This window comes from Streptomyces sp. NPDC059092, from assembly GCF_042756365.1.
In the GTDB taxonomy this organism is placed as follows: domain Bacteria; phylum Actinomycetota; class Actinomycetes; order Streptomycetales; family Streptomycetaceae; genus Streptomyces.
In genome coordinates, this window is record NZ_JBHZEJ010000095.1 from 1 (window position 1) to 26,978 (window position 26,978).

Below are 26,978 nucleotides of genomic sequence, written 5' to 3' on the forward strand. Positions count from 1 at the left end.
AGCACTCTCCCGCCTAGGACGGACCGCTCCTGGCTCTCAGGGGCGTGGGGACCGTTTATCTGTCTACGCCCCCGGCCCCGGCCGGCCCCCCCCCGGCCGCCGCTCCGGCACCGGCGGCTGCCCCGGCACCGGTTGCCGCTCCGGCCCCGGCCGCCCCCGCCCAGGAGGCCCCGAAGGCTCCGGCGCCCGCGCCGGCCGCCCCCGCCCCGGCACCGGCTGCCGCGCCCGCCCCGGCTCCGGCCGCTCCGGCTCCCGTCACCCCGGCCGCGCCCGCCGCCCCGGCCGCCCCCGCGGGCGACGACGGCGCGTACGTCACGCCGCTGGTCCGCAAGCTGGCCTCGGAGAACGCGGTCGACCTCGGGTCCGTCAAGGGCACCGGCGTCGGCGGCCGGATCCGTAAGCAGGACGTCATCGCCGCCGCGGAGGCCGCCAAGGCCGCCGCCGCTCCCGCTCCGGCCCCGGCCGCCGCCCCCGCGGCGTCCAAGGCGCCGAAGCTGGAGGCGTCCCCGCTGCGCGGTCAGACCGTCAAGATGACCCGCATGCGCAAGGTCATCGGCGACAACATGATGAAGGCGCTGCACACGCAGGCCCAGCTCACCTCGGTCGTCGAGGTGGACATCACGAAGCTGATGCGGCTGCGCGCGCAGGCGAAGGACTCCTTCGCCGCCCGCGAGGGCGTCAAGCTGTCCCCGATGCCGTTCTTCGTCAAGGCGGCGGCCCAGGCGCTGAAGGCCCACCCGGTCATCAACGCCCGGATCAACGAGGACGAGTCCACGATCACGTACTTCGACTCGGAGAACATCGGTATCGCGGTGGACTCCGAGAAGGGTCTGATGACCCCGGTCATCAAGGGTGCGGGCGACCTGAACATCGCCGGTATCTCCAAGAAGACCGCGGAGCTGGCGACGGCCGTCCGGGCCGGCAAGATCACCCCGGACGACCTGGCGGGCGCGACCTTCACCATCAGCAACACCGGCTCGCGCGGTGCGCTCTTCGACACGATCATCGTGCCGCCGAACCAGGTCGCCATCCTGGGCATCGGCGCCACCGTGAAGCGCCCGGTGGTCATCAACCACCCGGACCTCGGCGAGACCATCGCGGTGCGCGACATGACGTACGTCGCGCTCTCCTACGACCACCGTCTGGTGGACGGCGCCGACGCCGCCCGCTACCTGACGGCGGTCAAGGCCATCCTCGAAGCGGGCGAGTTCGAGGTGGAACTGGGTCTCTGACCCGGGCCGTACCGGAAAGCCGCACCAAGGCACAGCCCCCGTCCGGAGACTGTTCTCCGGGCGGGGGCGCCGTATTGTCCAGACAACGTCCGGCCCGGCCCGAGGAGCGCTTCATGAGTCCGCCCGTCGTCCACTCGCTGCGCGAACAGATCCGCGAGCACATCGTGGAGGGGATCGTCAGCGGTCGCTGGAAGCCGGGCGAGCGGATCGTGGAGCGCCGGATCGCGACGGAGCTCCAGGTCAGCCAGACGCCCGTACGTGAGGCGCTGCGCGAGCTGGAGTCCCTGCGGCTGATCGAGTCGGCACCGAACAAGGGCGTACGGGTGCGGAACCTGACCGCGGCCGACCTGGAGGAGAGCTATCCCGTACGGGCCGGTCTGGAGCAGATCGCCGCGGAGCTGGCCGCCGAGCGGCTCGCCGTGGACTGTTCCGCGCTGGAGCCGCACGTGACGGCGCTGTACGCGGCGGACCGTACGGCCGACGGGACCGCGCAGGTACGGCACACGGTGGGCTTCCACCGGGAGCTGGTGCGGGCCGCCGGTAACGGAGTGCTGCTGCACACCTGGGAGGGGCTCGGCATCGAGGTCTTCACCGCGCTGTCGATCCGCTGGCTGGGCACCGTGCAGAAGTCGTACGCCGAAGAGCATCAAGAGCTGGTCGAAGCGTTCCGGAGACGGGACCCGGGCATCGGGTCACTGGTGAAGGACCATGTGCTCGGATGCGCGCCACGTGCCTGATTTCGCCGCTTCTGTCATGAATTACCGTCCGTCACTCCGTGCCCTTTCGCGCGGCACGGGATGCCAATTTCTTGAGATCGAGAAGTTTTGCCTTTCAACCCTTTGATCGATCATCGATCAGCGCTCTACAGTCGACGACGGGCTGCACCCAGCCCAGCGTCCTGTCCTGCCAGACATGACCACTTCTCCACCCCCCTCCTGTCCGGAAGGCGGCGATGATGCCCGACCCCGTAGGCAAGCTTCCGAGCGAGCTGGACCAGCTCCCGGACCGTGACACCGAGGAGACCGCCGAATGGGCGGCCTCCCTCGACGCCGTCACCGAACACGCGGGCGCGCACCGCGCCGCGTACCTGATGCGGCGCACCCTCCAGCACGCGGGAACCGCCGGGGTCCCGGTGCCCGAGCTGCTGGAGAGCGACTATGTGAACACCATCCCGACCGCCGCCGAGCCCGAGTTCGACGGCGATCTGGAGATGGAGTCCAGGATCACCGCCTGGAACCGCTGGAACGCGGCGGCGATGGTCACCCGCGGCGCCCGTTACGGCGTCGGCGGCCACATCGCCACCTTCGCCTCCGCGGCCTGGCTCTACGAGACGGGCTTCAACCACTTCTTCCGCGGCAAGGAGGGGGACGGCTCCGGCGACCAGCTCTACATCCAGGGCCACGCCTCCCCCGGCATCTACGCCCGCGCCTTCCTCGACGGCCGGCTGACCGAGACGGACCTGGACCACTTCCGCCAGGAGTCCGGCGGCCAGGGCCTGCCCTCCTACCCGCACCCGCGGCGGCTGCCGTGGCTGTGGGAGTTCCCCACCGTCTCCATGGGGCTGGGCCCGCTCTCCGCGATCTACCAGGCGCGCTTCAACCGCTATCTCACCAACCGTGGCATCAAGGACACGTCCGCCTCGCACGTCTGGGCGTTCCTCGGCGACGGCGAGATGGACGAGCCCGAGTCGACGGCGGCCCTCGCGCTCGCCGCCCGCGAGCGGCTGGACAACCTGACCTTCGTCATCAACTGCAACCTCCAGCGCCTCGACGGCCCGGTCCGCGCCAACTTCCGGGTCGTGCAGGAGCTGGAGGCGCAGTTCCGCGGCGCCGGCTGGAACGTCGTCAAGACGCTGTGGGGCTCCGCCTGGGACGAGGTGTTCGCGCTGGACACCACGGGCGCGCTGGTACGCCGGCTGCGCCAGGTGCCGGACGCCCAGTTCCAGACGTACGCCACGCGTGACGTCGCGTACATCCGCGAGCACTTCTTCGGCGCCGAGCCGGCCCTCGCCGAGCTGGCGAAGCTGCTGACCGACGCGAAGATCGCCGAGTGTTTCTTCACCTCGCGCGGTGGCCACGAGGCCCGCAAGGTGTACGCGGCCTACCGCGCGGCGCTGTCCCACGAGGGCGCGCCGACCGTGATCCTCGCGCAGACGGTGAAGGGCTACACGCTCGGCGCCGGCTTCGAGTCGCGCAACGCCAACCACCAGATGAAGAAGCTCTCGGGCGAGCAGTTCCGCACCATGCGCGACCTGCTGGAGCTGCCCATCCCGGACGCGGAACTCGACGAGAGCCTGGTGCCGTACGGCCACCCCGGCGCCGACTCCCCCGAGGTGCGCTACCTCCAGGAGCGGCGCGCCGCGCTGGGCGGCCCCGCGCCGGCCCGCCGGCTGCACACGGTCGCGCTGCCCCAGCCGTCCGAGAAGCCGTTCCAGGCCGTCACCAAGGGCTCGGGCAAGCAGTCCGTGGCGACGACGATGGCGTTCGTCCGGCTGATGAAGGACCTGATGCGGGACAAGGAGACCGGCAAGCGCTGGGTCCCGATCGTCCCCGACGAGGCGCGCACCTTCGGCATGGAGGCACTGTTCCCGTCGGCCGGCATCTACTCGCCGCTGGGCCAGACGTACGACCCGGTCGACCGCGACCAGATCATGTACTACAAGGAAGCCAAGGACGGCCAGATCCTCAACGAGGGGATCACCGAGGCCGGTTCGATGGCGGACTTCATCGCCGCCGCCACGTCGTACTCGACGCACGGCGAGACGATGATCCCGTTCTACATCTTCTACTCGATGTTCGGCTGGCAGCGCACGGGCGACCAGATGTGGCAGCTCGCCGACCAGATGGGCAAGGGCTTCATCGTCGGCGCCACCGCGGGCCGGACGACCCTGACGGGTGAGGGCCTCCAGCACGCCGACGGCCACTCGCACCTCATCGCGGCCACCAACCCGGCGTCCCTCAGCTACGACCCGGCGTTCGCGTACGAGATCGCGGTGATCGTCAAGGAGGGTCTGCGGCGGATGTACGGCGAGCCCGTGCCCGGCGAGGACCAGGACGTCTTCTACTACCTGACGGTCTACAACGAGCCGATGCCGCAGCCCGCGATGCCGGAAGGCGTCGAGGAGGGCATCGTCAAGGGCCTGTACCGCTTCAAGGAGGGCGTCCCCGCGGCGTCCGACGCCCCGGCGATCCAGCTCCTGGCGTCCGGTACGGCGATCCACTGGGCCCTGGAGGCGCAGGAACTGCTCGCCGCCGACTGGGGTGTGACGGCCGACGTCTGGTCCGCCACGTCCTGGACCGAGCTGCGCAGGGACGCGATGGAGGCCGACGAGGCCCTGCTGCGCGGCGAGGTGAAGGTGCCGTACGTGACGCGCGCGCTCGAAGGCGCGCCGGGCCCGGTGCTCGCGGTCAGCGACTGGATGCGTCAGGTGCCCGACCAGATCAGCCAGTGGGTGGAGCAGGACTACAGCTCGCTGGGTACGGACGGCTTCGGGCTCTCGGACACGCGGGAGGCGGCGCGCCGTCACTTCGGCGTGGACGCGCGGTCGATCGTGGTCGCGGCGCTGGCGCAGCTCGCGCGGCGCGGCGAGGTCAAGCCGGAGCGGATCGCGGAGGCGCGCGAGCGCTACGGTCTCTGACGGCCTGACCCTCCGCACCCCCTATAGCAGGTCGGGGAGCCCCTGTCACTGAGTGGCAGGGGCTCCCTGCATCATGGACGTATGCGTGCTGCCCGCCTGATCAAGATGGTCCTTCTCCTCCAGTCCAGACCCTCCATGACCGCGGGCGAACTGGCCCGCGAGCTGGAGGTGTCCGAGCGCACGATCACCCGGGACGCCCAGGCCCTCTCCGAGGCCGGGATCCCGGTGTACGCGAACCGGGGCCGGTCCGGCGGCTACCAGCTCGTCGGCGGCTACCGCACCCGGCTGACCGGCCTCGCGCGCGGCGAGGCGGAGGCGCTGTTCCTCTCCGGTGTGCCGGGGGCGCTGCGGGAGATGGGCCTCGACGACATCTCGTCGGCCGCCCGGCTGAAGGTCTCGGCGGCGCTGCTGCCGTCGCTGCGGGACGCGCCGGACACGGCGGCGCAGCGCTTCCACCTCGACGCGCCCGGCTGGTACCACGAGCCGCAGACGCCGGAGCTGCTGCCGGTGCTCGCGGAGGCGGTCTGGGACGACAGGGTGGTCGCGGCGCGCTATCGGCGCGAGGACCAGGAGGTGGAGCGGGAGCTGGCGCCGTACGGTCTCGTGCTGAAGGCGGGCGTCTGGTACGTGTGCGCCGGTACGGAGTCCACGGTCCGGGTGTACCGGATCGACCGGTTCACGGCGGTGGAGACGTCGCAGGAACGTTTCACCAGAGATGACTCGTTCGATCTGCCGGCGTTCTGGGAGGAGCGCGCGGCGGAGTTCGCGCGCTCCCTGCTGCGCACCGAGATCGAGGTGCGCCTCTCGCCCGAGGGCGCCCGCAGACTCCCGTACGTGGTGGACCGCGCGGCGGCGGGTGCGGCGATCGAGGCGGCGGCCCCGGCGGACGAGGAGGGCCGGATCACGCTCACGCTGCCGGTGGAGTCGGAGGAGGTGGCGTACACGCAACTGCTGGCACTGGGCCCGGACGCGGAGGTCCTGGGGCCGCAGACGCTGAGACGCCGGTTCGCGGAGGCGGCGGCGCGGATGGACGGCCTGTACGGCTAGGGTCTCTCTCCGGTGCCGCACGGCCCACAGGCGGGCCCGTAACGCTCCGCAGGTGGCCCCGGACGTCCGCGGATGGGCCCGCGCGCTCCAGCCCGGACGTCCCACAAGGTCACAGAAGTCCCCGCGACTCCCGGCTCCCGCGTGCGCCGCTCCCCCTCAGGCACGATGCTTGACCCGTGATGGACGAGACGGAGTTCTGGGAGATCGTCGACAGCACCCGCGAGGCCGCCGACGGCGACCCCGAGGACCATGCGGATCTGCTGATCGAGCGGCTGCTGCAGCTCGATCCCGACTCCGTGCTGGACTTCGCGCGCCACTTCGAGTCGCGCTACAACCGCGCCTACCACTGGGACCTGTGGGGCGCGGCGGCCGTCCTGCTCGACGGCGCGAGCGACGACGCCTTCGACTACTTCCGCTGCTGGCTCATCGGGCAGGGCCGGGAGGTCTTCGAGGGCTCGCTGCACGATCCGGACGACCTGGCCGACCTGCTGGACACGTTCGACCAGACCGTCGACGGGGACGGTGAGGAACTGGGGTACGCGGCGGACGAGGCGTACGAACAGCTCACGGGGGTGGTGGCGCCCGCTCTGGGGATCGCGGCGCAGCGCGCGGAGCCCGAGGGCACACCGCTGGACTTCGAGAACGACGCGGCGCTGGCGGAGCGGTTCCCCCGGCTGACGGAGCGCTTCGGGAGCGAGTGAGGCGGGCCGGGCCGCGTTCGGGCGCTTTCCGGGCCGGCCCGTCGGGCCCGGCGGCTCACTCCAGCGAGAGCCCCATCATCACGTCGTCGACGTACGCCCCGTCCAGGTGGAACTCCCCCGGCAGGATCCCCTCGACGCGGTACCCCTCGGACTCGTACAGCGCCCGCGCCACGGTGTTGTGCCCGAGGACGCGCAGGGTCAGCCGGCGCGCGCCCTGGTTACGCGCGTGCACCGCGCCCGCGCGCAGCAGGGCGCGCGCCACGCCCCGGCGGCGCGCCCAGGGGTGCACCGCGAGCCCCTGGATCTGCCGTACGTGCGCGTTGCTGGCGAGGGGGGTGGGGCGGGCGACGCGGATGTACCCGGCGACGGGGTCCTCGGGATCACCGGTCGCGGCGCCGCCGTCGGAGCGTCCGGCGCCCGGGAGGCCGGCGCCGTCGTACTCCGTCGCGGCGCCGCCGTCGGAGCGTCCGGCGCCCGGGAGGCCGGCGCCGTCGTACTCGGCGACCAGGAAGTCCTCGGGCCGGTGCTGGCTGTCGAAGAACGGTCCGTACGGCGGGCTCGGCCTCGGTGTGACGGCGTGCAGCGGCGACCAGGTCGCCCGGTCGAGGGCGCCGAGGGCATCGTCGTCCGCGCGTGCGGCGGGGCGTATCCGGGGTTCCACCATGGCGTAACTGTGTCACGCGGTGTTCCGGAGGCAGGATGGGCGCATGAAAATCGCGGTCACCGGTTCCACCGGGCTCATCGGTACGGCTCTGGTCAGCTCCCTGCGCGCGGACGGGCACGAGGTGACGCGGTTGGTCCGGCACGCGGCGCGCGCGGCCGACGAGATCGAGTGGGACCCCGTACGGCAGACGATCGACGCGGGGAAGCTGAACGGCTGCGACGCGGTCGTCCATCTCGCGGGCGCGGGTGTCGGGGACCGCCGCTGGAGCGACGCGTACAAGCGGGAGATCCGGGACAGCCGGGTCCTCGGTACGGCCACCCTCGCCGAGGCCCTGACCTCGCTGGACTCGCCGCCCCGGGTGCTGGTCTCCGGTTCGGCCATCGGGTTCTACGGCTACACCGGGGACCGGAGGGTGGACGAGAGCGCCCCTCCGGGGGACGGCTTCCTGCCGTCGCTCTGCGTGGAGTGGGAGGAGGCCGCGCTGCCGGCCGAGGAGGCGGGCATCCGTACGGTCTTCCCCCGCACCGGTCTGGTGGTCGCGCGCGAGGGCGGTGCGTGGGGGCGGCTGTTCCCGCTCTTCCGCGCGGGGCTGGGCGGCCGGCTCGGCTCGGGCGACCAGTACTGGAGCTTCATCTCGCTGCACGACGAGGTGGCGGCGCTGCGCCATCTCATCGACACGGACGGCCTGGAGGGCCCGGTCAACCTGACCGCCCCCGAGCCCGTCACCAACCGCGAGGTGACGGCGGCGATGGGCCGCGTCCTGCACCGCCCGACCCCGTTCCCGGTCCCGGCGGCGGCGCTGCGGCTGGTGGTGGGCGGCCTGGCGGAGGACATCGTCGGCAGTCAGCGGGTGGTCCCGTCCCGGCTGCTGGAGTCGGGCTTCACGTTCGCGTTCCCGACGATCGACGAGGCGGTACGGGCGGCGGTGTAGCGGTACGGGCGGCTCGGCCGCCGCCGTACCGGGGGCGGTCCCCCCGACACCCGGGAGCGCACGGGGAGCGGCCGGGGAGCGGCCCGGCGGAGGAGCCAGGGCTCCGGGAGGGTGCCGGGAGCGTTCCCGGCCCCTCCCGTACCGGTGCGCGTCGCGCGGCCCCCGCGGCCGGGTGCGTCGCGCCCCCGCCCCTGCCGGGGAGCCGGGGAGCGCCCCGCTCCGTTCCGCCGCCCCGCCGCGCGGCGCCACGCACCCCCCATGCATCGGTGCCCCCGCCCGCGCGCGTCCGCGCCGCGCCCATCCGTCCCTACGCTCGACCGGGAACGGGACGACGCCCCTTCGGACGACCTACTCGTCCAGGGCGTTCCGGGGGCCCGATGCGGGCATCGGGCCCCCGCCCAGCCGCGCTGACCTCGGGGAGGGCCACGTGCTCAGCACCGCACTCGGCACCGCGCACCACGCAGACGTCGTCATCATCGGAGCAGGCCTGGCGGGCCTGTCCGCCGCGCACCATCTCACCGGCGCGGGCGTCACGGTCAGCGTCCTGGAGGCCGCCCCCCACGTCGGCGGCCGGATGGCCACGGATCAGGTCGACGGCTTCCGTCTGGACCGTGGCGGCCGGCTGCTCACCGCCGCCTACCCGGATCTGCTCCGCACGCCGGGGCTCGAAGGCGCGGCCGTCCGGATGTTCTCGCCGGGCGTCCTCGTCCACAGCGACGGCAGGAACTACCGCACCGGTGCGGTAGGGAGCGCGCGGAGCGCACTCACCGTCGCGCGCGCCCTGGCGAGCGCCCCCCGGCCGCCGCTGGGCGGCGCGGTCGACCAGGCGCGGCTCAGCGCCTCCCTGGGCCGCCTCGCGGCGATGCCGACGGCCCGGCTGCTGGCCCGCCCCGAACGGACCGCGGCGGAGGCGCTGGCGGTGCGCGGGCTGCCCGCCCGTACGGTCAACGGCTTCATCCGGCCGCTGCTCACCGCGCTGCTCTGCGACCCGGAGCTGCGGACGTCGAGCCGGTGCGCCGATCTCGCGCTGCGGGCGTTCGCGCGGGGCCGGCTCTTCGTGCCCGCCGGCGGCGCCGCCACGCTGCCCGAACTGCTGGCGCGGACACTGCCGGAGGGCACCGTCCGTACGGATGTCTGCGTCACGGACACGTCGATCAACTGCGTGACGACCAAGGAGCACGGCGAGATCGGCTGCCGGTCGCTGGTCCTCGCGACGGGCGCCAGGGCGGCGGCCGAGCTGCTGCCGGGGCTGCGGGTGCCGGACTTCCACGCCGTGACGGTGCTGCACCACACGGCGCCCGAACCCCCGCTGAGCGAACCGGCGTTGCTGCTGGACGCCGACCGCGGGGGACCCGTCACGCACACGGCCGTGATGAGCGCGGTGGACCCGTCGCGCGCGCCGCGGGGCCGCGTACTGATCTCGTCGACGGTGCTCGGCACCCCTCCCCCGGCCGCCGAGCTGGACCGTACGGTCCGGGCGCACCTCGCGCGCCTGTACGGGACACCGACCGACGACTGGGAGCTGCTGGCCGTCCATCACGACCCGGAGGCCGTGCCCGCGATGGAGCCGCCGCACGATCTGCGCCGGCCGGTCCGGGTGCTGTCGGGGCTGTACGTGTGCGGCGACCACCGCGACACGAACACGGTGCAGGGCGCGCTCTTCTCCGGCCGCCGCGCGGCGCACGCGATCCTGCGCGATCTGGGCGTACGCCCGGCGTACGAGACGGCGCCGATGCCCGCCGTCGCGTAAGCCCCGTCCCGACCCAGGGGGCGCGGGCGCACAGCTCCGGTCCCGTCCGGGTGTCGGCCTTTCCCCGGACGGGACCGGCTCACCACCGTGCGCGAGCCGACCGCGGCGGGTCGGCCGATGACGGCGGGTCAGCCGGCCGCGGCGGGTCAGCCGATCGCGGCCACCCGGTCGCGGTAGTTCCGTACGGCCGCGGCGTCCCGGTACGGCTCCAGCCGCCGCTCGAAGTCCCGTACGTACTCCGCCGCCCGCGCCGACCGCATCTCCGAGGCCTGCTGAGCGGCCTCCACGCCGAGCAGGCACGCCTGGTCCAGCTCGCCGAGGCCGAGACGGCCGCAGGCGAGCACGACCCGGCAGAAGAGGCGGCTGCGGGCGTATTCGGGGGCGCGCAGTTGGAGCGAGCGCTCGGCGTGCTGGACGGAGACGCGGTACTGCTGGAGATCGCGGTGGCAGTGGGCCAGTTCGTCCGCGAACTGAGCCTCGTCGAAGAAGCGCGCCCAGGACGGCGTCTCATCGCCGGGACGCGCCGCGTCCAGGGCTCGTTCGGCCCGTAGGAGCGAGGCGGCGCACGCCCGCGCCTCGGCGAGCACGCCGTGGCCGCGCGCCTCCGCGGAGTGGAGCAGCGCCTGGACCACCGGGGGCGCTGATCCGCCGACGCCCTGCTGGGCGACGCGGGCGAGCTGGACGGCCTCGCGGCCGTGGCCGAGGTAGACCGCCTGCCGGCTCATCGTGATCAGGACGTACGAGCCGTACACCCGGTCCCCGGCCGCCTGGGAGAGCCGCAGCGCCTGGACGAAGTAGCGCTGGGCGAGGCCGTGCGCGGCGATGTCGTACGAGGTCCAGCCCGCCAGCCGGGTCAGGTCGGCCGCGGCGGCGAAGAGTCTGCGGCCGGTGGTCTCGCCGTACAGGCCGCGCAGCATCGGTTCGGCCTCGTGCTCCAGGTAGCGCACGAGGGCCTGGCGGGCGTGGCCGCCGCCGTAGGCGTGGTCGAGGGTGCGGAAGAGATCACCGACGGAGCGCAGCGCCTCGATGTCGCCGGCGGTGACGCGCTGGCCGACGGCGCGTTCGGTGCGCGGGCGCGGGACCGAGGACGGCACCGGCGGGGAGAACCGTGCGGCGGGGACCGGGGACGGCGCGGAACCGGGGGCGGGGGACGAAGGTCTTCCCGGTGCGTGAGCCTGGGCCTGGGCGGGCACCCGGGTGGATCCCGGCCCGCGGCCGGGACGCTGCGGGACGAGGCCGGAGGCGCGGCCGGGCGCGGCGCCGACGGACGTGACGGACCCGGCGGTCCCGGCGAGCCCGCCGGGTCCGGCGGACGGAACGGGCCCGGCGGGGAGGGCGGGTCCGCTCCCGGCTGGGCCTCCGGGGCCCGCGGCGGCGAGCCCCGGATGGGCCACGCGCTCGTCGGCGCGGCCGATCAGCCAGTCGCGGCTGGGGACGACCAGGCCCGCCGGGGTGAACGCGATCTTGCGCAGTTCGTTGTGGCTGCCGGAGTCCTTGCGCCACAGTCCGCCGACGATGTCGACGGCCTCCTCGGGGGTCGAGGCGAATTCGAGGCCCGCGTAGACGGGGGCACAGGCGTCCAGCCCCAGATCCTGCGCGGAGAGCCGGCGTCCGAGCCGGCGGGTGAAGACCTCGGCGATGAGTGCGGGCGTGGTGCCGCGCGGCTGCTGCCCGCGCAGCCAGCGGGTCACCGACGTCTTGTCGTACCGCAGATCGAGGCCGTGCTCCAGGCCGAGCTGGTCCACCCGGCGGGCGAGACCCGCGTGGGAGAATCCGGCCTCGGCGATGAGGGCGGCGAGCTGGCGGTTGGGGGTGCGCTGCGGAGGTCGTTCCGACATGTGCTGTACGGTCTCCTGCCTTCCGGGCCCGGGGAGCAGCCCTATGGAACGGCGCGAATGTAGTAGCCGTGACCGGTCTCACTGCCTCGTTCGCCCCACATTCATCCGATCGTGTGAGGATCGTTTGCGCTGCTGACGTGGGGCGGAGCGATGGAGCGGGTGGCGGGAGGGTGCCCTGACCCGCGTACACCTGCCCGGACGCCCCACCTGGGGCCGCCGTACAGTGGCAAGGGCACTTATGCGTGCAGGACGAAGGTTTCTCGGCCGGTGGTAAGGAGGCTCTGCCGTGAGTGAGCTGCGGTACGTCCATCTCGGGTTCGGCGCGGAGGCCGTCGAGTACCAGGAGGCGTGGCAGGAGCAGCGCAGGGTCCACGCGGCCCGGTTCGCGGACGAGGTCCCCGACACCTGCCTGCTGCTGGAGCATCCGCCGGTCTACACGGCCGGACGGCGTACGACGGACCGTGAGCGCCCGCTCGACGGCACCCCCGTCGTCGACGTCGACCGCGGCGGGAAGATCACCTGGCACGGCCCGGGACAGCTCGTGGGCTACCCGATCCTGAAGCTGCCGCGTCCGGTGGACGTCGTGGCACACGTACGCCGCCTTGAGGACGCGCTGATCCGCACGGCCGCCGACTTCGGCCTGGCGACGAGCCGGGTCGAGGGGCGCAGCGGCGTGTGGGTACTGGGCGACCCGGTGGCGGAGCGCACCCCGCCGGGCGGGCTCCCGGACGGCGGACTCTCGCTGGACCTCGCGCCCGGGACGGCCCCCGGGGCCGATCCCCGGCTGGCGGACGAGGAGTTCGACCCACGGCTGAACGGGCCCGAGTACGCCCCGTCCAACGCCGGCCAGCGCCGGGAGGACCGCAAGCTCGCGGCGATCGGGATCCGGGTCGCCAAGGGCGTGACCATGCACGGCTTCTCGTTCAACGTGAACCCGGACAACACCTGGTTCGACCGGATCGTGCCGTGCGGGATCCGTGACGCGGGCGTGACGTCGCTCTCGTACGAACTGGGCCGCGGGATCACGGTGGCGGAGGTCGTCCCCGTGGTGGAGAAACACCTGCGGGACGTCCTGGAACGGGCCGAGCCGACGCCGCGGCTCATCGAGCGCGAGCCCGTGGGTCCCGTGGGTCAGCCCGTACGGGAGGCCGTACAAGAGACCGCGCCGGCCGCCGGGACACTGAAGGTGAGCGCCTAGCACGAGCCGAGCACACCCTCCCCCGCCCGGCCGGGCCGTTCGGGGGAATGCACCCCTCCACCCCGGGGTTGGGCAGAGTGAAGACCACGCAAATAACGGGCGTAACCTGGTGTTCGCCGAAGAATCGAATGCCGCGCCAGCAGAGAGAGGTGCCGGACGTGTCCGCTGTCGCACCCGACGGACGCAAGATGCTGCGCCTGGAGGTCCGGAACAGCCAGACCCCCATCGAGCGCAAGCCCGAGTGGATCAAGACCCGGGCGAAAATGGGCCCCGAGTACCAACAGTTGCAGAAGCTCGTGAAGAGCGAGGGTCTGCACACGGTCTGCCAGGAGGCCGGCTGTCCGAACATCTTCGAATGCTGGGAGGACCGCGAGGCCACCTTCCTCATCGGTGGCGAGCAGTGCACCCGGCGGTGTGACTTCTGTCTGATCGACACGGGCAAGCCGGAGCCGCTGGACCGCGACGAGCCGCGCCGCGTGGGCGAGTCCGTCGTCACGATGGACCTGAACTACGCCACGATCACCGGCGTCGCCCGCGACGACCTGGATGACGGCGGAGCCTGGCTGTACGCCGAGACCGTACGCCAGATCCACACCCTCACCGCGGAGCGCGAGACCGGCCACACCAAGGTCGAGCTGCTCATCCCGGACTTCAACGCCGTGCCGGAGCAGCTCGCCGAGGTCTTCTCCTCCCGGCCCGAGGTGCTGGCGCACAACGTCGAGACGGTGCCGCGGATCTTCAAGCGGATCCGCCCCGGCTTCCGTTACGAGCGCTCCCTCGAAGTGATCACCCGCGCCCGCGAGGCGGGGCTGATCACCAAGTCCAACCTGATCCTCGGTATGGGCGAGACCCGCGAAGAGGTCAGCGAGGCGCTGCGGCACCTCCATGACGCGGGCTGCGAACTGATCACGATCACGCAGTACCTGCGGCCGTCCGCGCGTCACCACCCGGTCGAACGCTGGGTGAAGCCGCAGGAGTTCGTGGAGCTGAAGGACGAGGCCGACGCGATCGGCTACTCCGGGGTGATGTCAGGGCCGCTGGTGCGTTCGTCGTACCGCGCGGGCCGGCTGTTCCAGCAGGCGAACGAGCGGCGCGACGCGGCCGTCGCCGCCGCGCAGGCTGTGTGAATCGACGCACAAGTGACTACCGGCCGGTAGCGCCCGGCGGTTCGCGGTCCGTACGCTCCTCGCAGGTCGGAGGTGGGGTACGGGCCGCACGGCTGTTCGAGGCTCGCGCCTTCCCTCTTCCCAGGGTTTCATCCGCGTTTGACCGGTCCGTCACGCCCTGGTAACACCAATGAGTGACGCTGGACGCACACTCCGCGAACAGACGTCCCACTCTCCGCTCAACCGTTCGCTTACGCGTTCGGTCGCCTGTCTGCCTTCATCACTCCTGAGGGGACCGCCATCATGCAGGTCGCGCCGGTACGACCCACCACCGTCACCGAGGCGACGACGGCAGCCACGCCCGCCCGCGCCTCCGTGGCCCTGCCGTCCGTGTCCACCGCGCTGCGCGCCGTGGAGTCCCTGCTCCTGAGCGGCGGCCAGCGTACGGCGCGCCGCAACGCCTGGACGGCCGTCCTGGAGGACCGCCGCAGGGCCAAGGACCGGGTCGAGACGGAGCACGTACTGGAGGCGGTGTCGGACGCCACTTCCCACGCCACGTAAACTTCTGGGCATGGCGAGGAAGGACAACGCAGACACTGCTGCGAACCAGGGGCGACTGAAGCAGATCGCTCTCACCTACAAGATGACCCGGCGGGCCGACTCGAAGGTCGGGCTTGTCGTCGGTGGTGTGGGAATCGTCACCTTCGGTGTCTTCCTCGCGATCGGCTTCCTGATCAATCACCCCGTCTATCTGGGGATCCTGGGATTCATCCTGGCGTTCCTCGCGATGGCGATCATCTTCGGCCGGCGCGCCGAGCGGGCCGCCTTCGGTCAGATGGAGGGCCAGCCGGGCGCGGCGGCCGCGGTCCTGGAAAACGTCGGCCGTGGCTGGACCACGACCCCGGCGGTGGCCATGAACCGCAGCCAGGACGTCGTCCACCGGGCGGTCGGCAAGGCGGGCATCGTCCTGGTGGGCGAGGGCAACCCGAACCGGGTGAAGAGCCTGCTGGCCGCCGAGAAGAAGAAGATGGCGCGCATCGTGGTGGACGTGCCGGTGCACGACATCATCGTCGGTGACGGCGAGGGCCAGGTGCCGCTGAAGAAGGTCCGTACGACCATGCTGAAGCTGCCCCGGGTGCTCGCGGGCCCGCAGGTGACGGCGGCCAACGACCGGCTGCGGGCGATGGGTGACCTGATGAGCAACATGCCGCTGCCGAAGGGCCCGATGCCCAAGGGCATGCGGATGCCGCGCGGCGGAAAGATGCGCTAGCGCCACACACCGCAGCCACACACCGGAAACACCCAAGAGGGCGGTCAGGAGAATCTCTCCGAGCCGCCCTCTCTTTCATGTCCTTCACGTTCGGGCCGGTGTCAGATACGCACCTGAACGGCGCGCCCGAGCTGGTCGTGGAGCCCGCGCCCGTCGCGGTCCCAGATCAGCGCGGGGATCGCCAGGCAGAGCAGCACCGTACGGACGACGACCCGGCCGAAACCGATCCGTCCGCCGTTCACGGCGACGACGCGCAGGCCGAAAAGGCGCTTGCCCGGCGTGAAACCGACCGTCCCGACGGTGAGCACGCCGAGAACCAGGAGCACGCCGAGCGCCCAGTTCCCCGATGCCTGCCAGTCACCGTCCGCGAGGAGCCCGTATGCGATCAGCATGCAGAGCCCCCAGTCGACGAAGAGCGCGCCGAAACGCCGCCCGAGCGGGGCGACGGAGCCGGGCCCGTGCTCCGGCAGACCCAGCCGCTCACCCCGGTAGCCGAAGTCGACGCCCATGTTCTCGGCCGCCGCGCGGGGACCCGAGAGCCACGATCCGATTGCTTGCCTGTTGTCCACCCGTCCACGGTACTGCGGCGGTGTCGGCGCACTCGGGACGGGGTTGGCACCAGGGGCGCGGGGGTACCCGGGCGGAGCCGTCGTACGCCCGGCGCGTACCCGGGCTGGTTAACTTCAACGAAACAAATGGGTCATGCTGGAGAAATCCCGGAAACCTAAGGTCGGGTCCAGCGTGTGCCACCGCACTGGCCGCACGACCGATAACCCCCGCCCCTCCCCGGGTCGGGAGGAGGAGGAGCTGGATGTTCCAGAACGCCGACGAGGCCAAGAAGTTCATCGCGGACGAGGACGTCAAGTTCGTCGACGTCCGCTTCTGCGACCTGCCTGGCGTGATGCAGCACTTCACGATCCCGGCGAAGGCGTTCGACCCGACCGAGGAGCTGGCGTTCGACGGATCCTCGATCCGTGGTTTCCAGGCCATCCACGAGTCCGACATGGCGCTGCGCGCCGACCTGTCGACCGCTCGGGTGGACCCGTTCCGCCGTGACAAGACGGTGAACATCAACTTCTTCATCCACGACCCGATCACGGGCGAGCAGTACAGCCGCGACCCGCGCAACATCGCCAAGAAGGCCGAGGCGTACCTCGCCTCCACCGGCATCGCGGACACCGCGTACTTCGGCCCCGAGGCCGAGTTCTACGTCTTCGACAGCGTGCGTTTCAACACCACCGCGAACGAGGGCTTCTACCACATCGACTCCGAGGCCGGCGCCTGGAACACCGGTGCGGTCGAGGACAACCGCGGCTACAAGGTCCGCTACAAGGGCGGCTACTTCCCGGCCCCGCCGGTCGACCACTTCGCCGACCTGCGCGCCGAGATCTCCCTGGAGCTGGAGGCTTCCGGCCTCCAGGTCGAGCGCCAGCACCACGAGGTGGGCACCGCCGGCCAGGCCGAGATCAACTACAAGTTCAACACGCTGCTGGCCGCCGCCGACGACCTGATGCTCTTCAAGTACATCGTGAAGAACGTCGCCTGGCGCAACGGCAAGACCGCGACCTTCATGCCCAAGCCGATCTTCGGTGACAACGGCTCCGGCATGCACGTCCACCAGTCGCTGTGGCAGGGCGGCACCCCGCTCTTCTACGACGAGCAGGGTTACGCGGGCCTCTCGGACACCGCCCGGTACTACATCGGCGGCATCCTCAAGCACGCCCCGTCGCTGCTGGCCTTCACCAACCCGACGGTGAACTCGTACCACCGCCTGGTCCCCGGCTTCGAGGCCCCGGTCAACATGGTCTACTCGCAGCGCAACCGCTCCGCGGCGATGCGCATCCCGATCACGGGCTCGAACCCGAAGGCCAAGCGCGTCGAGTTCCGCGCCCCGGACCCGTCCTCCAACCCGTACCTGGCCTTCTCCGCGCTCCTCCTCGCCGGCCTGGACGGCGTCAAGAACAAGATCGAGCCGGCCGAGCCGATCGACAAGGACCTCTACGAGCTCGCCCCTGAGGAGCACGCCGGCGTCCCCCAGGTCCCGACCTCCCTCCCGGCCGTCCTGGACGCGCTGGAGGCGGACAACGAGTACCTCCAGGCGGGCGGCGTCTTCACGTCGGACCTGATCGAGACGTGGATCGACTACAAGCGCACGAAGGAAATCGCGCCGATCCAGCTCCGTCCGCACCCGCACGAGTTCGAGCTGTACTTCGACATCTAGACCGCGAAGTCGGGCCGCCTGGGCGGAAGGCTCACAAACAAGCTCTGACCTGCGAGAAAACTTCTCACCAATTCTCACGGTAACTGCTTGCTTTCCACCCCCTTGTGCACCGAGTATGCACCGCTGGACCGATTCCCTGATGTGACGTCAGGACCACTGCGAGGGCCGCCACCCCATTGCCGGGGTAGCGGCCCTCGTTGGTTTGTTTGGTCTCCGTGCACGGCGATAGGTAGCCGAGAGCCGCTCCTTAGCCGCAACTGCAACCACGCAAGTGGCTGCTCTCAGTCGCAGTGCTCGGCTTCGCGTCGTCGCCGCCTCCTGAGCATGCGACGAGAGTGCAGGTCCCCAAAGATGTTCTACGACGGCATGACCGTAGCGGCACTACTTCGACCGATGCGACGAGGTCGTTCCGTTGGTGACGCAGTCGCGACCAAGAGGTGCGGTATGGATGGTGGGATCCTGCGGCAGGATGGAGTGCCGAACACCCTTTGTCCGTACACTCGAGTCGGCGCGGGGCCAGAACAAGCGGGAGAACCATGTTCAAGATCCCCGATCGCGTCGCAGACCTCTTCGGTGGCCACGCCGTATCGAGATTTGGCGAGCGCTTACCGCAGCGGGACAAACCCAGGGCTACGAGGAGAAGTATCTAGAGGACGGCCCATTCTGTGAGGTTGTCCGGATCGCCTACCGGCGGTTGAAGAACTTCGACATGGCGACCCTGCCGGACGATCAACGCGATTTGATGGCCGGAGCGAAGGCGCTGTCACACCGCCTCGTCACCGCCGGGCATGCCATCGATCTGGCGTCCAAGGCTGACCAGCGCGCCGACGGGGACTGGCCTCAGCTCCTCGCCTTCGTACAGCAGAGGTGTGCAGCCCGAGTGGGGCTTCCCGGCCACGAGGAATGGGAGCGATGCTTCACGTACATCGTTGGTCAAGCAGAGGCGTTCGTTCAGCCGACCCGATCAGCTGAGGACCGCGACGCCGGGTATGCCGTCCTCCGTCACTTCGCTTCGTCCTTCCGCCGTCACGCAGGCTTCGAGCAAGGGTGGCTCATCAAGGTACCTGACATCGGCTGACGGTTCTGGAATCCAGCGAAGCGCCGGGCCGCGCCTGCACCTCGCTCTGGCCATGAACTCACTCTTGAGCCCTCCTCTCGCACGCCTTATCGGCGCGAATCACATGTAGAGCAACTTGCGCGGAGTACCGATGAGTGATCCGCCATGTGTCTGGGGTGCACCTCGGCGGAAAAACAACCGTTGCGTGATTCCGAGGTAACGATTGCGTACCGCGTGGCTCGCCCTCTGACTCGCTGTCAGCAGTGCCGCGAAGGCCACTTCTCCATAATGAAGACGATCCTCACTCTTGACCCGTCCAAACGTCTTGGCGTCAGCTGGGGAATCGATGCCTCAACCAACAGAATCGGTGTTCGCGTGACGAGTTCCAAGTAGACTCTGACCCGCTTAAATCAGGAAATTGAGGTGTCAAAATAGCGCTTCATTGATCAAAATTGGTCACTTGTGATCAAAAACAAGGGATCGGGTTTCCGCGACCTTAAGATCAGAGGATGACTACTACCGTTACAGGGTCGGGGGAGCCGGACGACTCGGACGAAAACCTCGTTTGGCGAATCGTCAAGGTAACCCCTGAAATTGCCGAAACTTTTCTTTCCCAGGCTTCAGCCAATAGACGCCTAGACATGGGACACGTAAAATCTCTGAAGGAGAGCATTCTCCGCGGCGAGTGGAAGTTGACTCATCAGGGAATTGCCTTTGACAAGACCGGCTCGCTTCTCGACGGCCGGCATCGCCTCCATGCAATCATCGAGGCCAACACTCCAGTAGAGATGCTTGTTGTCGGCGGGCTATCAAAAGATTCCTTCTCGGTTCTCGATACCGGAAAGCGTCGAAGTGCAGCGGATACCCTGTTTTCAACCGGCGCAAAGTATCTGCCCCTACTTTCCTCCACTATCCGTCACGTCATTCTCTTCAAGGCAATGCCGGAGGATCGCTGGAGCGGTGTGCAGGCTCGCGTATCGAACGATCGGATCCTGGCCGCATACAACGAAGACAAAGACATGTACGAAGAGGCAGTGGCCACCGGTCGCGAGCTTTCCAAGCACCTGTTCGCGAGTCCAACGGCAGCGGCACTAGGCTATTTCTTGACGACCGAGGCGGCACCCGCTGCTGAGATCGACGACTGGATCGCGGGGCTCAAGTCGGGTGCAAGTCTGGAGCCTGGCGATGCGAGGCTCACTCTGCGAGAAGTTCCGAGGGACACACAGAAGCGGGGTTCCAAGCGCAGGATGGACATGCGGGATCAGGTTGCAATTTACATTAGAGCATGGAACGCCTGGGTTGATCCGGATAAGGCTGGAGAATTGCGTCTTCGACGTTTGAAGAAGGGAGAGAAAATGCCGATGCCGGTCGAGTTGAAATTCGACCCCCCGAACCACGTTGGGATTTCACGGCAGGCTGCTGCGAACGATCACCTTCCCGGCCTCCCCTAGCACGACCACCTGCCGGCCCAGGGATTTAGCGAGCCGATCGACAAAATCGCGCGAAATCGACTTCGATGACCCATCTGAACCCTGTCCTAGAATGACTACACTCTCCCCCTCCCAGGAGGAGCGGACGGCCTCCCAACCGATCTTCGCAAATGAGGAAGCAATAAACTTCTCTTCACTGATCCGGCGAACTTCCCGAGATGGATGCCTCGGCGCCCCGTCCACCCGTAGCGAATGTCTCTCGATCTCCGCCATGCGGTGATCGAGCTGTCGGGCAATGAGGAGAATCTCTTCGGTCATGTCAGCATCGGATCGCTGCACTGAATTCTCGAGTTTGCCCCTCGACGAAATTGCACTGATGCGGCTCTCGAACTCCGGCCAACTCCTCTGGAAGGCGCGTTCCAATCTTTCGCGTGGGAGTGCCAGACCACCCGAGGCTTCATTGATATCAAAAAGAAGCTTAAGTACGTCGTCTTTGCTATCTCCGATGATGGCTTGGAACTGACTGAGCGGGCTGACGAGATCGGTAGTTTTCATGCCGATCAGGAAAGGGACGGCATAGCCACCCTCGACCTGCTTGGCTAGGGCACCGGCCTCAAAGTTTAGCCACCTGGAATTTTGATTGTCTGGAGTTATGCAGATGATCCCAAAATTCGTTTCAGAAAGCTCGTCGGTGATCTCCCTAACCCCTCTCCTGCCGGCGGAAATGTCCAGACTAGAGAGCCAGGGGTTGATGCATTGGAGGACATCCGGCAACCAGGACCGAAGAGCTTCAGCAGTCTTCTTGGAGCGCTCTCCGGACCAGCTCAGAAATATCTTGATAGCGGTCTCCTTCCATTTCGGTCAGCGCGCTGACCGATCGGATCCGGTTCTGCCAGCCTCACGTGCGGCCTTAAGCAAGAGGGCCTGTTCGGCCTTGAGTGATCCATACGACTCACGAACGTAGGACAGAAATTTGTTTCCGGGATGGCGAATCAGAGTTGATTTACTCGGGCCCGATTCGTCCCAGTCCGCCAAGAGGGCATCATAGGTCGCTGCGTGAGCACAAAATTCCAGGACGACAGGCGGCATTTCTCCCCCGATGATCAGGTCACCTCGCGCAGTGATGATCTCCCGTATCTTCTGGGCCGTGGGAGCGAACACCGCTACTACCCACTTGTGCCACCGCGCCTCCCCTCGTTCCGATAATGGCATCTCAGCCGGGCCTGCACCAACGGGTAGCGTGTAACGCCTGTAGTACTCATTCCACACCTTCTCGTTCGTTTCCGTGAGAACGAGAAGTGGGCCGTAGAGATGCTTTAGCTGACTGCTCACCCGCTCGATTCGTGCTTCTCTCAGAGATCTGCGAGTTTCTCCTTGATGGTTCAGCCAGTAGGCCATGACGGCAATCAGAATACTGGCGCACGCCGTTACCATTGCTGCGATCATCAGAATCTCCATGGCGCCGCTTCGCGTGATATTGAAGCATGATGCAGGAGGATCTCGCCACCCTACGAACTGCGACACTCGCGACGTTAAAGCGATACTCGCAAAGAATTAGTTGATAATATTTTCTGACTGTTGCTGAGAGGGTCCTCTTGCAGAATCGCCGGCAGATGCGTGCGCAGCCCGGTGGGACGAGGGCGTCGTCAAGGTCGATTCGGCGTAGGCGACGGACGGCAGGGCAAGCATGATGAAGGCGCCGACCCGAGCGCCCTGGTCCAACAGTTGCTGCGCACGCCAGCCTTGTCTGCGCTCGTTCCGCGACCCGCGATGCCTCGAGAACCCAGGCTGACAACGTTCGGCCTGAAACACGCCGCAACTGTTCGCCTTCGGCGTGCATCTGGTCTATCGCGAAGTCCCGTTGCCAGGAGCGGATTGCGAGTGGGGACGGGGGGCTTGCGGTGGCTGATGGCGCGGTGCTGGCGGGGCGGATTGCTTGGCGGCGGGCGGGTGCGGGGGTTCGCCTTACTGCGTAGTGCGCGGATTGTTGGACGGGGTCGATCCAGCGATGGGGGTGCCGGCCGGATTGCGATGAATGTGGCTGACTCGAAGACGTCGATGTTGTTTCCGCCGTGGTGGGGATCGTGCCGGAGGGGCGTCCTCCTGTGCTGGACCGAACTGCCAACGTATGTCGCACCCGTTGTGCACCGACAGCTGCCGGAAAGCATGCCCCGTACAGGTCGGAGGCATTTCGTGCCTGTACTTCGACATCTAGAGCGCGGACGTCCGAAGAGCTTCCGGAGAACTTCCGGGGTACTTCGGAAAGCTTCCCGGCAGCCCCTCCGAACAGGCGAAACAGCCTCGTTCCGAGGGGCTGTTCCATGCCTGCCGGAAGTTCTCGGGGACACTACAGTCGGCCGGGATCGCCACAGTGCCTCTGATACGGAGCCGCTCATGACCACACCGCGGGACCTGTTGACCGTCACCCTGGACGTCGGCTCCAGCCGGCCCGTGGAGCGGGGTGATCTGTCGCTCGTGCTCGCCGGGGCCGAGGTGATCGACCTCGTCGGTGCCCAGGCGCTCACTCTGGAGGGCGACCGCATCGTGCCGGGGGCCCGGTGGACCTTGTCCGACCGGCTGTTGGACGAGGCGGCGGGGGCGCTCGTCCGGCAGGAGCCGTACGAGTCGGTCGACGACTGGCTGTGGCGGCGGGGCCGTGGGCTGTCCGATGTCTACCTCGCCGCCCTGGAGTCGGAGGGGCAGCTCACCCGGCAACGCCGCCGCTGGATTCCCGTCGACACCGGCCGGACCGCCCTGGCCGACTCCCCCGAGCGCCGTCACGCGGCCGACCGCTGGGCTTCGGGGGAGCCGGTGCTCGCCGCGCTCGCCGGTGCGCTCGGGATCGGGGAGCCGCCGGACGAGGGTTCCCCGGAGATCGCCGACGACTCGGTCGTGACCGTGCTCGCCGCCGTCAACGACGCGGTGATGGAGCTGGAGGCCGTACGGCAGCGGCGGGTCATCGAGGAAGCCGCGTACGACAACATCTGGCGCGGTCAGTAGGGCTTCCCAGGGGCTCGTGAGGGGGCTCGGCTAGGACCACAGCGCCTGCGCCAGCGCGATGCCCAGGTAGACCGCGCCCAGGCCCGCCGCCACGCTCGCGAGGACGTTGGCCGCGGCATAGAAGTGGGCGCCGTCCTCCGTGAGGCGGAGGGTTTCGTAGCTGAAGGTGGAGTAGGTCGTGAGCGCGCCGCAGAAGCCCGTGCCGAGGAGGAGTTGTACGGAGGAGGAGGCCGCGCCCGCGGTGATCGCGCCCGTCACCAGGCCGAGGACGAGGCAGCCGGTCACGTTGACGGTGAAGGTGCCCCAGGGGAAGAGCGAGTCGTGGCGCCGCTGGATCGAACGGTCGGTCAGATAGCGGAGAGGGGCGCCTACGGCGGCGCCCAGGACGACCAGGAGCCAGTTCATCCGGTTGCCTCCGGGCCCGCGTGGCGGACGACCTCGCAGTGGTCCAGGGTCACCAGGCCCCCGCCGACCAGTTCGTCGAGCTGCGGCAGGAAGGCCCTGATCCGTTCTTCGGTGTCGACGATCACGACCGCCACGGGCAGGTCCTCGCTGAGCGAGAGCAGCCGCTGGGTGTGGATCATCGAGGAGGCGCCGAAGCCCTCGACGCCGTGGAAGACGCTGGCGCCCGCGAGGCCTGCTCGGTGGGCGCGGTGGACGATCTCCGTGTAGACGGGCCTGTGGTGCCACAGGTCGCTCTCGCCGAGGAAGACCGTCAGACGGAGCGCCGTACCGGTCGGTCCGGTCATGCCTGCCTCCACTTCAGTACGCGGCGGGTCGCCCACACCGCACTCCACACCGCCGCGAACGCGGCGAGCAGGGTCAGTCCCAGATAGGCCGTGCCGAGGCCCGCCCGGCCGTCCGCGACCAGGCGCTGGATGTCCACCGCGTACGTAGAGAACGTGGTGAACCCGCCGAGGACGCCCGTGCCGAAGAAGGGCCGTACGAGGGGGTGTGCCGTCCGCAGATCGGTGATCACCACCATGAACACGCCGATCACCGCGCACCCGACCGCGTTCACGGTGAGGGTCGTCCACGGGAAGACACCGGGGCCGGTGGGCCAGAGGAGGGACGCGCCGTAGCGGGCCGACGCCCCGGTCACGCCGCCCAGCGCCACCACGGCGACCGCGGCCGCCACCGGCGATATCCGCGGTACCCGCGCCGCCGGCGCCAGCAGCCGGCCGCGGAGGCGGCGTGCGGGGGCCGGCCCGGCGGCCGTGGCCGTGGTCTCCGCGTCGGGATCTGTGGGGTCGGTCATCACCGGGGCTCTCTCCTACTCGCCGGGCGCCCGCGCCGGGGCGCGCTCCATCGCAAGTAGGGACCGTTGGCGGTGGTCGCACCGCGGTTCGGGTACGGCGGGCCCCACCGCCGTTTCGTGCTTCCGACCAGGTTAGCGGGAGGGCGCGCGGCTCGGCCAGCCGGGCGGGCCCGGCTGTGGACGGGCGCGGGGGGATTGTCAGTGGGCGCTGGCACCATGAACGACATGAAGACCTACAACTGGCGTCCCTTCCTGGAGCGGTGGAGTGCGGACTGGGCCGGCTCCCCCGGCGCGCGGGCCCGGGAGGACGCGGATCCGGGCCCGGACGGGGCCTCGGCCGCGCACGCGCCGCGCGAGCCGTGGCTCGGGTTCGCGGGCGCCGATCCGGGGCGGATCAGCGCGCTGGAGGAGCGGCTCGGGCCGGATGTGGTGCTGCCGCCGACCTACCGGTCGTTCCTGGCCGTCACGGACGGCTGGCGACCCGCCGGGACGGACATCCCTCTGCTGGGCACGACGGACGCGACGCGCTGGTACGGGGATCCGCACGGCCTTCAGGAAGCGGAGGAGACCGTGCGGGCCGAGATGTGGGGCAGGGCGCTCCTGCTCTCCGTGGAGGCGGACGGACCGGAGGTCCTCCTCGACCCCGGGGATGTGAGCGCGGACGGGGAGTGGGCCGCGTACCTCCATCGGGGCCGGCCGGACGGCGCCCCGGAGCGGCACGCGTCCTTCATGGACCTCATGCAGGCCCTGTTCCGGAGCTTCCACCACGGGTACCGGGACACACCGGGGTTCGAGAACGACACGACGCGCGAGCTGGACGCGGAGGTCGAGCGGGCGCGGCTGGCCTGTCTGCGCGGTGAGGCCGCAGACAGCTCGTTGAAGGTGTTCACGGACGCGGAGGAGTGCGGCAGGCCCCGGGCGCGGGGTCTGCGCGTCCAGATGGAGGCGCTGCTGAGCGGCGGAGGGACGCGGGACCGCGTCGTGGGGCCGCTGGACGAGCCGTTCCGGTACGAGGCGTCGGGGGCCTTCGGTGACGCGGTGGGCGCGGCGCGGGAACAGGCGCGCTGGGGGGACACCGAGGCGGCCTGGGACACCCTCGCCGACGCCGTGGCCTATTGGGAGCCTTCCGGCGACGAGCGCATCGCCCCGGTCGGACTGCTCACCGATCCCCTGCTCGGGCCGGTGATCACTCCGGAGCGCGGCCGGTACCTGCTGGAGACGCCCCGGAGCGCGGAGGGGCGGGACCCGGAGGCGGGGACCGGTCACGGGATCGGTGCGGGGATCGCTGAGGGCGGGGCCACGTCGTGGGACGACGGGCTGGCCTGGCTCGCGGACGAGCCGTCCCCGGGCGTGCAGCGGGACAGCTCTTACCGCTTCATCTTCGTACAGGGGGTCTCGCCGGAGGAGCTGGCAGGCCGGATCGGCGAGGGACCGCCGCTGCTGGCGCCGGCCGGCGAGGACGAGGTGGCGACGGCCCGGTTCGGCCCGGAGAGCGGGGAGCGGCGGCCCGTCGCGCGGGTGGGCAGGTGCGGGGACGGCTGGAGCTTCGCCTACGAGAGCCGTGCGCATCTCTCCGAAGCGCTCCTGCCGGACCGGCTGACCGGGCTGGGCGACGCGGCGTCGGCGGGCGGCGAGTCGGTCACCGTGTGGTGCGAGCGTGGCGGCGGGCTGTCGGCGCCACCGGCCGCGTTCCACTTCTCGTACGCCGAGGACGGGGAGCGCGTGTACGGGTTCACGGTGCGCGGTGAGGAGATCGAGCAGTGGGGGGAGCTGCCGGACGCGCTCGACCCGGAGGAGTTGTTCCCCGAGTACGAGGAGGATTTCGAGGATCAGGGGGAGGGTTTCGACGGGCGGTTCGAGGAGGACGGGGGCTCGGGGGCGGGCGGCCCCGGGCTGGATCCGGACGACGAGTACGAGGCGCTCGCCGAACTCGCCGACGAGTTCGGGATCTCCCTGCCGGAGTTCGCCATCAGGCACGGGCGGCTGCACGCCGTCCTGACCCGGCCCTGGCTCCGCCCTCCGGGGCCGGACGCGCCGTACGGGGACGACCTGCGGCGGGATCCGTCGTGACCTCCGTACGGACCGCCGTGATCGAGACGGAGCGGCTGACCCTGCTGCCGCTGCGCGTCGAGCACGCGGAGGAGATGGCGGGCGTGCTCGCCGACCCCGCACTGCACACGTTCATCGGCGGCAGACCGTCGACGGCGGAGGAGCTGCGTGTGCGGTACACGAGGATGGTCGCGGGCTCACCGGATCCGGCCTTCTCCTGGTGCAACTGGGTGCTGACGGAGCGGGAGGGACCGGGAGAGCTGTCCGGTACGGTCCAGGCGACCGTCACCCCGCACCGCACCCTGCGGGACGAGACGGTCGCCGAGATCTCCTGGGTGGTGGGGACGCCGTGGCAGGGACGGGGGTTCGCCACGGAAGCGGCGCGCGGGCTGGTCCGGTGGCTGGAGGAGCAGCGCGTGGGGACGGTGATCGCCCATATCCGTCCCGGACACCGGGTGTCGGGCGCGGTCGCGGCGGCGGTCGGGCTGAGCCCCACCGATGAATGGCACGACGGCGAGGTCCGCTGGCGGCGGCGCTTCGGGGAGTGAGGAGGCCCGCGCCCGCGCCGCTCCCCCTGCCGAAAGGACGG

24 protein-coding genes and 1 pseudogene are annotated in these 26,978 nt (G+C 69.9%); 17 read left to right on the top strand and 8 right to left on the bottom strand.

The annotated features are described in order from the left end of the window. Positions 1 to 20: 20 nt before the first annotated feature. From sucB to ACFXPL_RS34270, 5 genes and pseudogenes are all read left to right on the top strand, one after another. A pseudogene (gene sucB / locus ACFXPL_RS34250) lies at positions 21 to 1,232 on the top strand (2-oxoglutarate dehydrogenase, E2 component, dihydrolipoamide succinyltransferase); the annotation flags it as partial. 113 nt (positions 1,233 to 1,345) lie between these two features. Next, entirely contained in the window at positions 1,346 to 1,969 is a 624-nt protein-coding gene (locus tag ACFXPL_RS34255) for a GntR family transcriptional regulator (protein ID WP_384927042.1), read from the top strand. 218 nt (positions 1,970 to 2,187) lie between these two features. After that, on the top strand, positions 2,188 to 4,869 hold the full coding sequence (gene aceE, locus ACFXPL_RS34260) for a pyruvate dehydrogenase (acetyl-transferring), homodimeric type (protein WP_384927044.1): 2,682 nt from the start codon (positions 2,188 to 2,190) through the stop codon (positions 4,867 to 4,869). 81 nt (positions 4,870 to 4,950) lie between these two features. Then, positions 4,951 to 5,916 carry a helix-turn-helix transcriptional regulator gene (locus tag ACFXPL_RS34265; protein ID WP_384927046.1) on the top strand — a complete coding sequence of 322 codons (966 nt, stop codon included), beginning with the start codon at positions 4,951 to 4,953 and terminating at the stop codon, positions 5,914 to 5,916. Positions 5,917 to 6,095: 179 nt separating this feature from the next. Beyond that, on the top strand, positions 6,096 to 6,617 hold the full coding sequence (locus ACFXPL_RS34270; RefSeq protein ID WP_384927080.1) for a DUF4240 domain-containing protein: 522 nt from the start codon (positions 6,096 to 6,098) through the stop codon (positions 6,615 to 6,617). A gap of 55 nt (positions 6,618 to 6,672) precedes the next feature. Here the strand turns inward: ACFXPL_RS34270 and ACFXPL_RS34275 are convergent, their stop codons facing one another. Beyond that, positions 6,673 to 7,281, bottom strand: coding sequence for a GNAT family N-acetyltransferase (locus ACFXPL_RS34275; protein ID WP_384927048.1), 609 nt, complete (start codon positions 7,279 to 7,281; stop codon positions 6,673 to 6,675). A 43-nt stretch (positions 7,282 to 7,324) separates the two neighbouring features. Here ACFXPL_RS34275 and ACFXPL_RS34280 point away from each other — a divergent pair, with 43 nt between their 5' ends. Both ACFXPL_RS34280 and ACFXPL_RS34285 read left to right on the top strand, forming a co-directional pair. After that, on the top strand, positions 7,325 to 8,212 hold the full coding sequence (locus ACFXPL_RS34280) for a TIGR01777 family oxidoreductase (protein WP_384927050.1): 888 nt from the start codon (positions 7,325 to 7,327) through the stop codon (positions 8,210 to 8,212). A 427-nt stretch (positions 8,213 to 8,639) separates the two neighbouring features. Then, positions 8,640 to 9,962, top strand: a complete 1,323-nt coding sequence (locus ACFXPL_RS34285) for an FAD-dependent oxidoreductase (RefSeq protein ID WP_384927052.1) — start codon at positions 8,640 to 8,642, stop codon at positions 9,960 to 9,962. 146 nt (positions 9,963 to 10,108) lie between these two features. Here the strand turns inward: ACFXPL_RS34285 and ACFXPL_RS34290 are convergent, their stop codons facing one another. Beyond that, a complete protein-coding gene (locus tag ACFXPL_RS34290) occupies positions 10,109 to 11,800 on the bottom strand; it encodes a regulator (protein ID WP_384927054.1) in 1,692 nt (563 codons plus the stop codon). A gap of 286 nt (positions 11,801 to 12,086) precedes the next feature. On the opposite strand from ACFXPL_RS34290, the gene lipB reads away from it, so the two are divergent. The 4 genes from lipB (at position 12,087) to ACFXPL_RS34310 (ending at position 15,374) form a co-directional block, all read left to right on the top strand. Further along, positions 12,087 to 12,998 carry a lipoyl(octanoyl) transferase LipB gene (lipB, locus tag ACFXPL_RS34295; protein ID WP_384927056.1) on the top strand — a complete coding sequence of 304 codons (912 nt, stop codon included), beginning with the start codon at positions 12,087 to 12,089 and terminating at the stop codon, positions 12,996 to 12,998. Between the two features lie 158 nt (positions 12,999 to 13,156). Beyond that, entirely contained in the window at positions 13,157 to 14,125 is a 969-nt protein-coding gene (gene lipA, locus ACFXPL_RS34300) for a lipoyl synthase (protein WP_384927058.1), read from the top strand. Positions 14,126 to 14,407: 282 nt separating this feature from the next. Beyond that, entirely contained in the window at positions 14,408 to 14,665 is a 258-nt protein-coding gene (locus ACFXPL_RS34305; RefSeq protein WP_384927060.1) for a hypothetical protein, read from the top strand. 10 nt (positions 14,666 to 14,675) lie between these two features. Further along, the gene (locus ACFXPL_RS34310) at positions 14,676 to 15,374 is read left to right on the top strand and encodes a DUF4191 domain-containing protein (protein ID WP_384927062.1); all 699 of its coding nucleotides are present in this window, start codon (positions 14,676 to 14,678) and stop codon (positions 15,372 to 15,374) included. A 101-nt stretch (positions 15,375 to 15,475) separates the two neighbouring features. On the opposite strand, the gene ACFXPL_RS34315 is transcribed toward ACFXPL_RS34310, so the two are convergent. Continuing rightward, positions 15,476 to 15,943 (bottom strand): RDD family protein, encoded by a 468-nt coding sequence (locus ACFXPL_RS34315; RefSeq protein WP_384927064.1) that lies wholly within the window; start codon positions 15,941 to 15,943, stop codon positions 15,476 to 15,478. A gap of 242 nt (positions 15,944 to 16,185) precedes the next feature. Between ACFXPL_RS34315 and glnA the strand changes: the two genes are divergently transcribed. From glnA to ACFXPL_RS34330, 3 genes are all read left to right on the top strand, one after another. After that, positions 16,186 to 17,595: a type I glutamate--ammonia ligase gene (glnA, locus tag ACFXPL_RS34320; protein WP_384927066.1), complete on the top strand. Its 1,410-nt coding sequence runs from the start codon at positions 16,186 to 16,188 to the stop codon at positions 17,593 to 17,595. A 694-nt stretch (positions 17,596 to 18,289) separates the two neighbouring features. Further along, positions 18,290 to 18,673: a hypothetical protein gene (locus ACFXPL_RS34325; RefSeq protein ID WP_384927068.1), complete on the top strand. Its 384-nt coding sequence runs from the start codon at positions 18,290 to 18,292 to the stop codon at positions 18,671 to 18,673. Positions 18,674 to 19,161: 488 nt separating this feature from the next. Continuing rightward, positions 19,162 to 20,103 (top strand): hypothetical protein, encoded by a 942-nt coding sequence (locus ACFXPL_RS34330; RefSeq protein ID WP_384927069.1) that lies wholly within the window; start codon positions 19,162 to 19,164, stop codon positions 20,101 to 20,103. Here the strand turns inward: ACFXPL_RS34330 and ACFXPL_RS34335 are convergent. Continuing rightward, entirely contained in the window at positions 20,059 to 20,922 is an 864-nt protein-coding gene (locus ACFXPL_RS34335) for a TIR domain-containing protein (protein WP_384927081.1), read from the bottom strand. The genes ACFXPL_RS34330 and ACFXPL_RS34335 overlap by 45 nt on opposite strands. Positions 20,923 to 20,943: 21 nt before the next feature. Then, on the bottom strand, positions 20,944 to 21,540 hold the full coding sequence (locus ACFXPL_RS34340) for a hypothetical protein (protein WP_384927071.1): 597 nt from the start codon (positions 21,538 to 21,540) through the stop codon (positions 20,944 to 20,946). Between the two features lie 936 nt (positions 21,541 to 22,476). Between ACFXPL_RS34340 and ACFXPL_RS34345 the strand changes: the two genes are divergently transcribed. Next, a complete protein-coding gene (locus ACFXPL_RS34345; protein WP_384927073.1) occupies positions 22,477 to 23,082 on the top strand; it encodes a GPP34 family phosphoprotein in 606 nt (201 codons plus the stop codon). A 30-nt stretch (positions 23,083 to 23,112) separates the two neighbouring features. Here the strand turns inward: ACFXPL_RS34345 and crcB are convergent, their stop codons facing one another. From crcB to ACFXPL_RS34360, 3 genes are read right to left on the bottom strand one after another with little or no spacing between them, the layout of a single operon-like run. Next, a complete protein-coding gene (crcB, locus tag ACFXPL_RS34350; protein ID WP_384927075.1) occupies positions 23,113 to 23,487 on the bottom strand; it encodes a fluoride efflux transporter CrcB in 375 nt (124 codons plus the stop codon). Further along, the gene (locus ACFXPL_RS34355) at positions 23,484 to 23,831 is read right to left on the bottom strand and encodes a DUF190 domain-containing protein (RefSeq protein ID WP_384927076.1); all 348 of its coding nucleotides are present in this window, start codon (positions 23,829 to 23,831) and stop codon (positions 23,484 to 23,486) included. Before ACFXPL_RS34355 ends, crcB begins: the two co-directional genes overlap by 4 nt. Further along, positions 23,828 to 24,340, bottom strand: a complete 513-nt coding sequence (locus ACFXPL_RS34360) for a fluoride efflux transporter FluC (protein WP_384927077.1) — start codon at positions 24,338 to 24,340, stop codon at positions 23,828 to 23,830. The genes ACFXPL_RS34355 and ACFXPL_RS34360 overlap by 4 nt, the downstream gene beginning before the upstream one ends. A 225-nt stretch (positions 24,341 to 24,565) precedes the next feature. Here ACFXPL_RS34360 and ACFXPL_RS34365 point away from each other — a divergent pair, with 225 nt between their 5' ends. Together ACFXPL_RS34365 and ACFXPL_RS34370 are read left to right on the top strand one after the other, a co-directional pair. Next, a complete protein-coding gene (locus tag ACFXPL_RS34365; protein WP_384927078.1) occupies positions 24,566 to 26,410 on the top strand; it encodes an SMI1/KNR4 family protein in 1,845 nt (614 codons plus the stop codon). After that, positions 26,407 to 26,937, top strand: a complete 531-nt coding sequence (locus ACFXPL_RS34370; protein ID WP_384927079.1) for a GNAT family N-acetyltransferase — start codon at positions 26,407 to 26,409, stop codon at positions 26,935 to 26,937. Before ACFXPL_RS34365 ends, ACFXPL_RS34370 begins: the two co-directional genes overlap by 4 nt. Positions 26,938 to 26,978 lie beyond the last annotated feature (41 nt).

Bases quoted from the DNA above. Each gene is read 5' to 3' on its own strand.
- ACFXPL_RS34275 (WP_384927048.1), bottom strand. From the start codon at position 7,281: ATGGTGGAACCCCGGATACGCCCCGCCGCACGCGCGGACGACGATGCC.
- ACFXPL_RS34280 (WP_384927050.1), top strand. From the start codon at position 7,325: ATGAAAATCGCGGTCACCGGTTCCACCGGGCTCATCGGTACGGCTCTG.
- ACFXPL_RS34345 (WP_384927073.1), top strand. From the start codon at position 22,477: ATGACCACACCGCGGGACCTGTTGACCGTCACCCTGGACGTCGGCTCC.
- aceE (WP_384927044.1), top strand. From the start codon at position 2,188: ATGCCCGACCCCGTAGGCAAGCTTCCGAGCGAGCTGGACCAGCTCCCG.
- crcB (WP_384927075.1), bottom strand. From the start codon at position 23,487: ATGAACTGGCTCCTGGTCGTCCTGGGCGCCGCCGTAGGCGCCCCTCTC.
- ACFXPL_RS34255 (WP_384927042.1), top strand. From the start codon at position 1,346: ATGAGTCCGCCCGTCGTCCACTCGCTGCGCGAACAGATCCGCGAGCAC.
- ACFXPL_RS34305 (WP_384927060.1), top strand. From the start codon at position 14,408: ATGCAGGTCGCGCCGGTACGACCCACCACCGTCACCGAGGCGACGACG.
- ACFXPL_RS34310 (WP_384927062.1), top strand. From the start codon at position 14,676: ATGGCGAGGAAGGACAACGCAGACACTGCTGCGAACCAGGGGCGACTG.
- ACFXPL_RS34330 (WP_384927069.1), top strand. From the start codon at position 19,162: ATGACTACTACCGTTACAGGGTCGGGGGAGCCGGACGACTCGGACGAA.
- ACFXPL_RS34360 (WP_384927077.1), bottom strand. From the start codon at position 24,340: ATGACCGACCCCACAGATCCCGACGCGGAGACCACGGCCACGGCCGCC.
- ACFXPL_RS34290 (WP_384927054.1), bottom strand. From the start codon at position 11,800: ATGTCGGAACGACCTCCGCAGCGCACCCCCAACCGCCAGCTCGCCGCC.
- ACFXPL_RS34270 (WP_384927080.1), top strand. From the start codon at position 6,096: ATGGACGAGACGGAGTTCTGGGAGATCGTCGACAGCACCCGCGAGGCC.
- ACFXPL_RS34355 (WP_384927076.1), bottom strand. From the start codon at position 23,831: ATGACCGGACCGACCGGTACGGCGCTCCGTCTGACGGTCTTCCTCGGC.
- glnA (WP_384927066.1), top strand. From the start codon at position 16,186: ATGTTCCAGAACGCCGACGAGGCCAAGAAGTTCATCGCGGACGAGGAC.
- ACFXPL_RS34265 (WP_384927046.1), top strand. From the start codon at position 4,951: ATGCGTGCTGCCCGCCTGATCAAGATGGTCCTTCTCCTCCAGTCCAGA.
- ACFXPL_RS34365 (WP_384927078.1), top strand. From the start codon at position 24,566: ATGAAGACCTACAACTGGCGTCCCTTCCTGGAGCGGTGGAGTGCGGAC.
- ACFXPL_RS34340 (WP_384927071.1), bottom strand. From the start codon at position 21,540: ATGGAGATTCTGATGATCGCAGCAATGGTAACGGCGTGCGCCAGTATT.